The 10,222-nt window shown below is 39.0% G+C and carries 12 protein-coding genes; 7 read left to right on the top strand and 5 right to left on the bottom strand.

Annotated elements, in window-relative coordinates:
* Positions 1-219: 219 nt before the first annotated feature.
* From HWV58_RS05590 to HWV58_RS05570, 5 genes are all read left to right on the top strand, one after another.
* Complete coding sequence (locus tag HWV58_RS05590; RefSeq protein ID WP_175633129.1) at positions 220-699, top strand: DinB family protein; 480 nt, start codon at positions 220-222, stop codon at positions 697-699.
* An 11-nt stretch (positions 700-710) separates the two neighbouring features.
* Entirely contained in the window at positions 711-1,298 is a 588-nt protein-coding gene (locus HWV58_RS05585) for a class I SAM-dependent methyltransferase (RefSeq protein ID WP_175633128.1), read from the top strand.
* Positions 1,295-1,798 carry a hypothetical protein gene (locus tag HWV58_RS05580; RefSeq protein WP_235972659.1) on the top strand — a complete coding sequence of 168 codons (504 nt, stop codon included), beginning with the start codon at positions 1,295-1,297 and terminating at the stop codon, positions 1,796-1,798. Before HWV58_RS05585 ends, HWV58_RS05580 begins: the two co-directional genes overlap by 4 nt.
* Before the next feature lie 252 nt (positions 1,799-2,050).
* Positions 2,051-2,572, top strand: a complete 522-nt coding sequence (locus HWV58_RS05575) for a tetratricopeptide repeat protein (RefSeq protein WP_175633127.1) — start codon at positions 2,051-2,053, stop codon at positions 2,570-2,572.
* A gap of 119 nt (positions 2,573-2,691) precedes the next feature.
* The gene (locus HWV58_RS05570) at positions 2,692-2,883 is read left to right on the top strand and encodes a hypothetical protein (protein ID WP_175633126.1); all 192 of its coding nucleotides are present in this window, start codon (positions 2,692-2,694) and stop codon (positions 2,881-2,883) included.
* A gap of 118 nt (positions 2,884-3,001) precedes the next feature.
* Here the strand turns inward: HWV58_RS05570 and HWV58_RS05565 are convergent, their stop codons facing one another.
* The 5 genes from HWV58_RS05565 to cysS form a co-directional block, all read right to left on the bottom strand.
* Positions 3,002-3,889, bottom strand: a complete 888-nt coding sequence (locus tag HWV58_RS05565; protein WP_175633125.1) for a glycerophosphodiester phosphodiesterase family protein — start codon at positions 3,887-3,889, stop codon at positions 3,002-3,004.
* Between the two features lie 204 nt (positions 3,890-4,093).
* Positions 4,094-4,951 (bottom strand): nuclear transport factor 2 family protein, encoded by an 858-nt coding sequence (locus tag HWV58_RS05560; RefSeq protein WP_175633124.1) that lies wholly within the window; start codon positions 4,949-4,951, stop codon positions 4,094-4,096.
* A gap of 86 nt (positions 4,952-5,037) precedes the next feature.
* Positions 5,038-6,012 (bottom strand): M28 family peptidase, encoded by a 975-nt coding sequence (locus HWV58_RS05555; protein ID WP_175633123.1) that lies wholly within the window; start codon positions 6,010-6,012, stop codon positions 5,038-5,040.
* 49 nt (positions 6,013-6,061) lie between these two features.
* On the bottom strand, positions 6,062-6,742 hold the full coding sequence (locus HWV58_RS05550; protein ID WP_175633122.1) for an aspartate/glutamate racemase family protein: 681 nt from the start codon (positions 6,740-6,742) through the stop codon (positions 6,062-6,064).
* 19 nt (positions 6,743-6,761) lie between these two features.
* On the bottom strand, positions 6,762-8,222 hold the full coding sequence (gene cysS / locus HWV58_RS05545) for a cysteine--tRNA ligase (protein WP_175633121.1): 1,461 nt from the start codon (positions 8,220-8,222) through the stop codon (positions 6,762-6,764).
* A gap of 439 nt (positions 8,223-8,661) precedes the next feature.
* Here cysS and lipA point away from each other — a divergent pair, with 439 nt between their 5' ends.
* On the top strand, positions 8,662-9,555 hold the full coding sequence (gene lipA, locus HWV58_RS05540; RefSeq protein ID WP_175633120.1) for a lipoyl synthase: 894 nt from the start codon (positions 8,662-8,664) through the stop codon (positions 9,553-9,555).
* 113 nt (positions 9,556-9,668) lie between these two features.
* Entirely contained in the window at positions 9,669-10,220 is a 552-nt protein-coding gene (locus HWV58_RS05535) for an RNA polymerase sigma factor (protein WP_175633119.1), read from the top strand.
* Positions 10,221-10,222: the final 2 nt, after the last annotated feature.

The raw sequence follows: 10,222 nt of genomic DNA, 5'->3' as shown, positions 1-10,222 counted from the left end.
ACAACACCAATAGGAAACAGCAGGAAAACTGGGGCTTTAATCCAAACATAAAAACAAATATTATCAACAGAAATGTGGAAAAGGATTTGTTTTTTTAAAATTCAAAATGTTTCGAACACTCCTAATTGCAAATCCAGACCAACTTGAACTGCAAATCCAGACCAACATATTTTCGGCACGAATTGAAAGTAGTTGCAAACAATTATATTTGTGATAACGATGCCTGACCAAAAACTTACCGGTGCAAAAGCTGTCCTTTTAGCTGAATATAAAAAAGCAATAGATGAACTGATTATAGTGATAGGTCCTGTCACTAATGAGCAGTTGCTAAAAACCATCGAACCGAAAAGCACTAACCCCGATTGTATTTCGATCCAAAGCATTTTAACCCATGTAACTGCTGCCATTTTTAGTTATGCGGTCTACATCGAAAATGCTATTGGCCTTAAAACAGAAAGGCCCGAAAGGTTATCGTTTAACACAATTAGCCCCTACATATCCAGACTGAATGAAGCTTTTGCCTACAATGAAGCACTTTTCGCAGGGCAACCGGATATTGTTTTAGAAGAATTTAACGCTGATAAGAAAATACACACGCGATGGGGCCAGGAATACGACGTTGAACAAATATTGGAGCATGCCATTGTTCATATATTAAGGCATAGGCGACAAATTGAAAACGCTTTGGTTAACCTTTAAACCTGAATAAATTGAGCGCACTAACCAATTTTTATAACCGTTTTGCCTTTTTCTATCCATTGGTAGATATTTTTCTTAAACCGCAAAAGAAAAGGTTTTTCCAAGAAATTAACCAGTTAGCCCACGGAAAGCTGCTCGAAATTGGTGTAGGTAACGGCTCACATTTTCACCTTTACCAAAAACATCGGGTTACCGGAATAGAAATTTCTTCGGCTATGCTCAACACAGCTAAAAAGCATGCGGCCGGCAATATTGAACTTTTCCAAATGAATGGCGAAGAGCTGGCCTTTGAAGCAGAAACCTTTGATTATGTAGTATTGTCGCATGTAATTGCTGTAGCCCAGAACCCCGAAAAACTTATATTGCAATGCCATAAAGTATTAAAGCCAGGGGGAAAATTGCTGATATTAAACCATTTTACTCCCAATAACTGGTTAAAATATGTTGATCGGGCTTTTAACTTATGTGCTGGCTTATTTCAATTGAAATCTTTATTTTACATCCATAATATTAAGGCTATCGAACGGTTTAAACCCGAAAAAGAAATTGCCTTAAAACCATTGGCTTATTTTAAAATCTTAATGCTCGTCAAATCTTGAAAAAACACTATTGGTATATTGTCCCGGCGTTAGTAATCAGTTTATTTATCTACCTCTTTTACCGGACAGATAAAACATTGATTAACCAGATTTTCATTCAGCTGAGCTCACTAAAAACTTACGAAGACTTAAAATATAGCATCACCAGTAGTTTACCATTAAACAAATACATTATTTATTCCTTACCCGAGGGGCTTTGGGTGTTCTGCATTACCCTAACCTCAAAAGGCTTCTACATTAATTTTTTTAAGCGGCAAATCGACTGTGTTTTAATTCCGCCTGTATTCGCTGTAGGGCTCGAATTATTTCAACTGTTTCACATTACGAATGGTCATTTCGATATATTGGATATTACGGTCTCGTTGCTCTTCTGGTTTTTTGCTTTAAAAATAACCCATACAAAAGCCTGCCTGGAAAACGTATTTAATGCTTTCAATTTCAATAATGTGATGTGTTTACTCAGCTATTGCATTGTTTATTTAGCGCACGTAAACCACTAAAATTTTCTTTAAATATTTGCAATTAGCTGGAAATAAATATATTTGCATCAAATTTCACAGCAATGCTACGTCAAATACATATCCAACAAAGAAACTTTAGCCAGTCTTGTGGCTTAAAGGGTTGGGGTATTGAGGTAAACTTCCTTTCCAATCCTTAAGGTTTAAGGGACTACCCTTTAACTACATTTAACAAATCTTTTTAATTACCCTTTGTTAAGCCCTAAGCGCTTATCAAAATTATTTATATCCGTTATGGACATTTATACTACTGCAGATGAAAAATATCTGCAGGCTATTGAAGAATTGAACTGGGGCGAGCTGCCCAAAGCACTTCAGTATTTTACCGAACTTATTGCTTTTGACCCGGATTACGCCAGGAGCTATTTTCAGCTTGGAAATTTATACCACTACCGTTTTAAAGATTATAAAACTGCGGGGTATTATTACAAGCGCTGTATCGAACTGGATGCCGATTTTCCGGAAGTTTATGAACCTTATTTAAAGCTGGTAATTACCTTGAAAATGCATAAGCTGGCTAAGCAGATTGCAGATAAAGCTTTAACGGTTGCCGGTGTTTGCGAAGCCCATATTTACGAAAATTTAGGTCTGCATGCCGAGCAGCAGCAAAATTTTGCCGGTGCAGCCAATTATTTTAAAAAAGCTGAACTGTTTAATGCAGTGCAGGATAAACACAGTGTTTTACAGGAGCATCAGGATCGGATTAAAAGCAAACTGAACAGCACTAAGGCGATGATTTATGATTTACAGGGGTAAAGGCCTGCCTTTATCCTTTTCGCCATACAAATCAGTAGTTTAATCTTTTTATTTTAATTTTGTTATTATCTTTACCGCACATTACAAAGCATAAATTTTTAAAATCAAAATATTTCGATATGTCAGCTCACGATTCACACGCACCAGTTCAGCAAACTAAAGGCATTTGGGCATTACCATTAACTGCCTGGATTATTGTTTTAATCTTGCTTGTGGCTTTCACAAGACCAATTTTCCACCATGCAGAAGAAGGTACTTCGCACGAAAAAACTGAAGTGCATCACTCAGAAGCTGCTGAATCGCACCACTAGGCATTTCCAGTAGATAAACAAAAAAAGCGCTGTAACCAGCGCTTTTTTTGTTTATCAGACTATTCTGTTTCGGTCGGTGAGGATACCAACCGATAGGATTAGAAATATGAATCAGCTCCTATTTATCCAGCTGGCCCATAATGTTCGGGTAATCGGTTATAATGCCATCTACCCCTAAATCTTTAAAGTATTTCACATCCTTAATCGTATTCACCGTCCATGGTATAATTTTGACCCCCATGGCATGGCAACGATCTACCAGTCCCTTACCTACCAATATCGAATATGGACTGTAAATAGTCGGTTTAAAGCCTAATTTTTCAATGTACGACTCAAAAGGTTCTTTCTCATCAATCAACAGCGAGGTTTGCACCTTCGGATATTTCTCGTGCAGGTATTGCAGCGTACGCATATCAAACGACTCGATAATTACCCTTTTGGCGAGTTTTTTAGCATTTATAATCTCCATAATCAAATCCACAAATTCAGCAGGTTCGGGATGGAATTCGTTATCGCCGTTTTTAATGGTTTTGGTTTCAATACTGTAAACTGGTTTGGCCAGTTTATGCTCCTTAACATAAGCCTCAACTGCATCAATGGTTTCAGTAAGTAGGGGTTTATACGCTTTAAATTTCATTTGACCCGGAAAACGGTCGTGCACCTTACTGCCTACATCAAACTTTTTTACCTCTTCATAATCCATTTTATAAATGTTAAACTTCTTCTGGTCTTTCAGGCTAATGGGTTTTCCGTTTGGCTGTAAAGAAATCTCGTTGTTAAAATAAGGCTCCTGCGAAAGCACTACCAGCTTATCTTTCGAAATCACAGCATCCATTTCTAAAGTAGTAACACCTAAATCGAGCGCTTTCAACATCCCTTCTATGGTATTTTCGGGCATAATTCCCCTTGCGCCAGCTTTACCCTGCACATCAAACTTTTGTTTCTGTGCCGAAACATTAAAACACAACAAAGCAAGAGCGGAGAATAAAAGTATTTTTTTATGCATGAATTTTAAACGTAAAATGAACAATTTTATTTGTGGTATTTTTCTTTTTGAAACGCAAATATTGTGCTTGTTTTACCCAACCTCAGACAAATAGCTATCGGGGTGGGACTGAAACCACACCCAAACTACAGATAAGTACAAGTTCCGACATAAAAAAAGGGCTTCTTTTTACGGAGAGCCCTCTTTCAATTCACATTTTGCTATTTATCTTTCGGCAGGTACAAAAGCCTGTACAATTAAGTTCCAGCTTGCATCTGCAGCTTTTTCATAAACAAAAACATAGTTAAAGCTTTCTCTTAGGTCTGCTTTATAATCAATGGTAGCTACCCCGTAAGTATAGGCTAAATCACTACCAATTGCTTTATCTACACCAGTTGTTTTTAAACTAATTTTGCTCACCATACTATTATAGAAGGCAACAATTTTACCTTTTCCTTCAATGGCTTCATTACCCGGGAAAAGTAAACGTGCATCGTTAGTTAAAAAGCCACCAAATGCAGCAATACCATGCGTTTTTAATAAGGTATTTAAAGTTTTCTCGGTAGTTAAAATAATTTCTTTGCCGGCCTTTACTTCTTTTTCATTTAAGAATTTTGGAGCTACGTGATCTTTTGGTTCAACAAACTGTGGTGTAATTTTAGTCAAAGGTTTGTTGCTTTCTGTACCTAAATCAATCGCGAGTTTCCACTTGCCGTTTTCTGATTTCCAGATAGACAGGTATTGACCGTATTTTTTATCTGTTGCACCAATTTCATACGGACCTGTAGAGAAACCTAAATCACCGCTGCGCGATACTTTGGCCAAATTTGGAGTCCACGAAATTTCGTTTTCACTGTTTGCTTTATTGGTATAAAAAGTTTTGGCATTAACGGGGTTTGGTCTGAATACCAAAGCACTGCCCAGCGAGTACTCAAGAAAGGCATCTTTATCTCCGTTTTTTGCCACTGCTTTGGCAAAATCTTTCTCAGCACTTACTAAAGATTTGGTCGTTCCATCACTTTTTTGGGCGAATGTGCTCAGTGCTAAAAGTGAAGCTATGGCAGTTGAAAATATCTGTTTCATTATCAGTATAAAAATATAGTTTGGCGAATATAAAATTTTCTTTAGGGTATGGTTTTAAAAGTAATCAACAATTTCACATTATTGACTTATTTTTCCCTGTAAATGGTTTCCAAAACGGTTTGACCGGTAGCTTTCAAAGTATTTTTATCAATATTGGCTAAGTTATCCAGTTGGGTGTGCCAGTTGATGTAAAAGCCACTGTTATCATTGTAATGGATAATATCGATAGATGGTACGCCAGCTTTGTTCATCCAGAAATGATCGTCGACCAGTTTACCACTTGGAATTTTGGTGAAATACGAAGCATAGCCAATCTCGTTGCCAATATCCCACACTTTATTGGCTACATCCGGTGCTGCCTGGCGCGAGATCTCATCTTGTGTAAACTGTGCATTTCCCCCGCCTACCATATCGAGGTTAATGCCATAAAGCGCTTTATAACCAGAGGCTACAGCCTGGTTGGCCCAATATTGCGAGCCCAGACACCAGGTAGTTTCATCAGGCGTTTCATCATTGGCTTTGCCGTAATCTTCTAAATCCCACAATACGAAATCGACACCTACGTTAGGCTGTTTTTGCTGGATCTGACGTGCCATTTCTAAAATCACGGCAACCCCGCTGGCGCCATCGTTTGCTGCATCAAAGGCTTTGGTATGGTTGGCGGGATCGGTATCCTGATCTGAAAAAGGACGGGCATCCCAGTGGGCTGTAATTAAAACCCGGTTCTTTTGTTTTGGATTAAAAGCTGCTACAATGTTCTTCAGCTGAAAGCTTTTACCATCATAGGTGGTTGTTTTTTCGCCTTCTATCTTCACATCTGCACCAAACGACTTTAATTTGGCCACCAGATAATCGGCACATTTTTGATGAGCCGTTGTACCCGGAATACGCGGGCCAAAATCTACCTGCGCTTTGGTATAGGCATAGGCACTGTCAGCATTAAATTCAGGCGACATCAGGGTTATTTTTTCTTCACTCTGACTGGTATCAGCTTGCTTATTTCTACAAGCCTGTACGCCCATCAGGGCAATAATAGGCAGGATAAATATTTTTTTATTCATGATCAATTTAACGGAAAACAGATTCAATTGGTCTAAAATAGAGTTTATTTTATGAAACAATATAATCAACGATTGCTTTGGAGTGAATTTTAGTGGTATCAAATACCGGGATATTAAAATCATCCTGGCTAATTAGCATCGGAATTTCGGTACAGCCCAGAATAATACCTTCGGCACCCGCTGCAACCAATTCATTAACAATCTCTACATACCGTGCTTTGGTGTGCGGTAAAATCAGGCCTCTGCCCAGTTCTTCTTTTAGTGTATGCTGGATATAATTTCGGGTATCCTGATGCTCTGGAATTAAAACCTCCAATCCGTTAGCCTGGAGTTTTTTGATATAGAAATCTTTCTCCATGGTAAATATAGTGCCTAAAAGGCCAATTTTTATAATCCCGGCATTATTTACAGCCTTAGCTGTTTCAGTACCGATGTGAATAATGGGCACAGCGATACAACTTTCAATTTCATCGGCAAATAAATGGGCTGTATTTGCACATAACACAATGGCTTCTACCCCACTGCTTTTTAAACTTTGGCAGGCATTTAAAAGCAATTCAAATGATCCTTCCCAGGTTTTATCCTGTACATCGCCAAAATTAAGGGAGTAAATTAAACACTCGGCAAAATTTAATCCACCGAGGCATTCATTTACTCCCTCATTTATAAATTTATAATAATCGATGGTCGATACCCAACTTATTCCGCCTACCAAACCAATCTTTTTCATTATAAAAAGTTATTTAGCCTTAAGCCTTACTCCATGTAGTTCCTTCTTTACCGTCTTTAAGCTGAATACCCAACTCCTGCAAGCCAATGCGGATACGATCGGAAGTGGCGTAATCTTTATTCGCTTTAGCTTCGGTTCTTAAATCAATTACCATTTCTAAAACGCCATTTAAGTCGTTACTTCCGGCATCTTCATCTTTTAAGCCTAAAATATCGAACACGAAATCGTGTACCAACTGTTTTAATTTAGCTAAAGCTTCTTCCGAAATTTTTCCTTTACCGTCGTAAACGGTATTAATCATCCGAACAGCTTCGAACAATTCAGCAATTAAAATCGGACTGTTAAAATCATCGTCCATTGCGTGGATGCATTTCTCTTTCAGCGCATCGATATCAAAATCGTTTTGTTCTGATACGGGTAGTTTATCTAAAAGGCCAACCGCCGTCATTAAACGCCTGAATCCTTTCTCCGAAGCATCCAAAGCATCGTTAGAAAAATCTAAAGTACTGCGGTAATGTGCCTGCAACATAAAGAACTTAACCGTCATTGGGCTATAACCCTTTTTTAACAGCGGGTGTGCACCGGTAAATAATTCTAAAGGCAAGAAGCCGTTACCAGCCGATTTCGACATACGTGTACCATTAACGGTAAGCATATTGGTATGCATCCAGTAACGCGCAGGTTGTTTATGGCTGCATGCTTCAGATTGAGCAATTTCGTTGGTATGGTGTGTTGCGGCTAAATCCATTCCACCACCGTGAATATCAAACTCTGAACCTAAATATTTAGCACTCATGGCCGAACATTCGATATGCCAGCCAGGAAAACCCATGCCCCATGGCGATTGCCATTGCATTAAGGTTTCTGGCTTTGCTTTAATCCAGAGTGCAAAATCCAACCTGCCACGTTTCTCATCCTGTCCACCCAGTTCGCGGGTATTGTTCAGCATATCTTCGAGGTTGCGGTTGGTTAATATGGTATAATTATATTCTTTGCTGTATTTTTCTACGTCAAAATATACGTTACCATCAATTTCATAACCATAACCATTGGCAATAATCACTTTAATCATTTCGATTTGCTCAATGATATGTCCGGTAGCCGTTGGTTCGATACTTGGAGGCAAGGTGTTGAACATGCGTAGCACATCGTGGAAACCCAAAGTGTATTTCTGTACAATTTCCATCGGTTCCAATTGCTCCAGCTTGGCACGCTTTGCAAATTTATCGTCGCCCTCATCCCTGTCGCCCTCTAAGTGACCTGCATCGGTAATATTACGCACATAGCGCACCTTATAGCCGGCATATTTAAGATACCTGAAAATTAAATCGAAGGAAATAAAGGTGCGGCAATTGCCTAAATGCACATCGCTATAAACTGTAGGACCACAAACATACATCCCAACATTGGGTGCATTTAAGGGTTGAAAAACTTCTTTTTTGCGCGAAAGCGTGTTGTAAAGCTGTAAGCCAGTATTCATATTGCAAATGTAAGATTTAGTTAGAAAGTTGAAACCTTTAAAGTTGCAATGTTTAGCTTATGATTTTTATATAACATTTACAGACAGCATTTAGCATTAATCCAGCTTGGGAACACATCCATTTTTCTCATTTTGAAAAGGTGCAGTACTGCTTATCGGGTAAAACAGTTCCTCTTTCCGCTGTAGTCCCGATAGAAACCTGTGAAACAAGCAAACACACCATAAAAAGCAAAAACAGTGCCTACAATCGGGAGCTGCCGCTTCAATATGGCTTAGGTGGCAAATTACGGCACTTTTGGGAGGCCTAAACCAGCGCCGAATCGCTAAGCGCCGGTTAACGAGTTGAAACAATTAACCAGTTAAACGCCTCTACTATTTATTACAACGCTCAAACATTTCGGCATTGCAACAATTCAATCCTATTCGTTAACTTTGTGGCATGATTGATTTACCGGTAGTACCTGCTGTAACTGAAGTTAAACGTAAACCAGATTGGTTACGTGTTAAATTACCTGTTGGTAAAGAATACGCACAAGTTCGGAGTTTAGTGGATACCCATAAGCTTCACACCATTTGCGAAAGCGGCAATTGCCCTAATATGGGCGAATGCTGGGGTGCAGGTACGGCAACCTTTATGATTTTAGGAAATATCTGCACACGTAGCTGCTCTTTTTGCGCAGTTGCAACAGGCCGCCCTCTGGCTGTTGATGTAGACGAACCAAACCGTGTAGCCAATTCAGTAAAATTAATGGGTGTTAAACATTGCGTAATTACTTCGGTTGACCGCGATGATTTAAAAGATGGCGGATCGATTATCTGGGCCGAAACTTTACAAGCTATCCGCAGGGAAAGCCCAATTACTACACTCGAAACCCTGATTCCAGATTTTAAAGGTCAGTGGGATAATTTATACCGCGTTTTAGAAGAACGCCCGGAAGTAGTATCGCACAACATGGAAACGGTCAAACGCCTGACCAGACAAGTACGTATTCAAGCTAAATACGACAGAAGTTTAGAAGCCCTGAAAAGAATTTCGGAATTTGGTTTAAGAACCAAAACCGGTATTATGCTGGGCTTAGGCGAAACTGAAGAAGATATTTTCGAAGCTATGGACGACCTGGTTGCCAACGGCGTGCATATTTTAACTTTGGGCCAGTATTTACAACCAACACGTAACCACCACCCTGTGGTAGACTGGATACACCCCGATACTTTTGCCATGTACAAAGAAGTTGGCTTGGCCAAAGGCTTAAAATATGTAGAAAGCGGACCATTGGTACGCTCATCTTACCATGCAGAAAAACATCTTTTCCCGATTGATGGGATAGTATAAATTCGGTATTCACCTGGTTTTTAAAAATGTTTTATAAGGTATTCCTACACGGAATGCGTTTATAAAACATTTTTTTGCTTTTAGTGTTCTGTATTGTAACTTAGTAATCAATAGTGACTGCATTTAAAAAATTAACCCTAACCGAGCCAGAACTTGTTCAAGCACTGCAATCGAAAGATCCCGCGGTACTAAAAACGCTGTACAGCATGTATTCTTCGGCTATTTACGGTGTAATTTCGCGCATTATTACCCATACCGAACTTGCTGAAGACGTTTTACAGGAAACTTTTGTAAAAATCTGGCAGTCTGCAGAACACTACGACAATACCAAAGGACGTTTGTTTACCTGGATGATGAATATTGCCCGTAACTTATCGATCGACAAACTCCGTTCTAAAGATTTTAAGAATTCACTCAAAAACCAAGATATAGAAAATAACGTAAGTTTCGTTGATGAACAAAACAAGGTTACATTTAACCCCGATACGCTTGGGGTTAAGCAACTTGTAGACGGCCTTAAACCCGATCTGCAGGCTGTTCTCGATTTAGTTTATTATAAAGGCTTTACGCATGTAGAAGCCGCAGAAAAGTTAGATCTGCCATTGGGTACGGTAAAAACGCGTATACGACTGGCTATTATAGAATTGAGAAGGAATTTTAATTGAGC

The organism is Pedobacter ghigonis (assembly GCF_903166585.1).
GTDB lineage: Bacteria > Bacteroidota > Bacteroidia > Sphingobacteriales > Sphingobacteriaceae > Pedobacter > Pedobacter ghigonis.
Note: the sequence above shows the minus strand (reverse complement) of the source record. Positions and strands in the feature narration are given on the sequence as shown.

Bases quoted from the DNA above. Each gene is read 5' to 3' on its own strand.
- HWV58_RS05565 (WP_175633125.1), bottom strand. From the start codon at position 3,889: ATGCATAAAAAAATACTTTTATTCTCCGCTCTTGCTTTGTTGTGTTTT.
- HWV58_RS05555 (WP_175633123.1), bottom strand. From the start codon at position 6,012: ATGAATAAAAAAATATTTATCCTGCCTATTATTGCCCTGATGGGCGTA.
- HWV58_RS05575 (WP_175633127.1), top strand. From the start codon at position 2,051: ATGGACATTTATACTACTGCAGATGAAAAATATCTGCAGGCTATTGAA.
- HWV58_RS05560 (WP_175633124.1), bottom strand. From the start codon at position 4,951: ATGAAACAGATATTTTCAACTGCCATAGCTTCACTTTTAGCACTGAGC.
- HWV58_RS05550 (WP_175633122.1), bottom strand. From the start codon at position 6,742: ATGAAAAAGATTGGTTTGGTAGGCGGAATAAGTTGGGTATCGACCATC.
- HWV58_RS05570 (WP_175633126.1), top strand. From the start codon at position 2,692: ATGTCAGCTCACGATTCACACGCACCAGTTCAGCAAACTAAAGGCATT.
- HWV58_RS05590 (WP_175633129.1), top strand. From the start codon at position 220: ATGCCTGACCAAAAACTTACCGGTGCAAAAGCTGTCCTTTTAGCTGAA.
- cysS (WP_175633121.1), bottom strand. From the start codon at position 8,222: ATGAATACTGGCTTACAGCTTTACAACACGCTTTCGCGCAAAAAAGAA.
- lipA (WP_175633120.1), top strand. From the start codon at position 8,662: ATGATTGATTTACCGGTAGTACCTGCTGTAACTGAAGTTAAACGTAAA.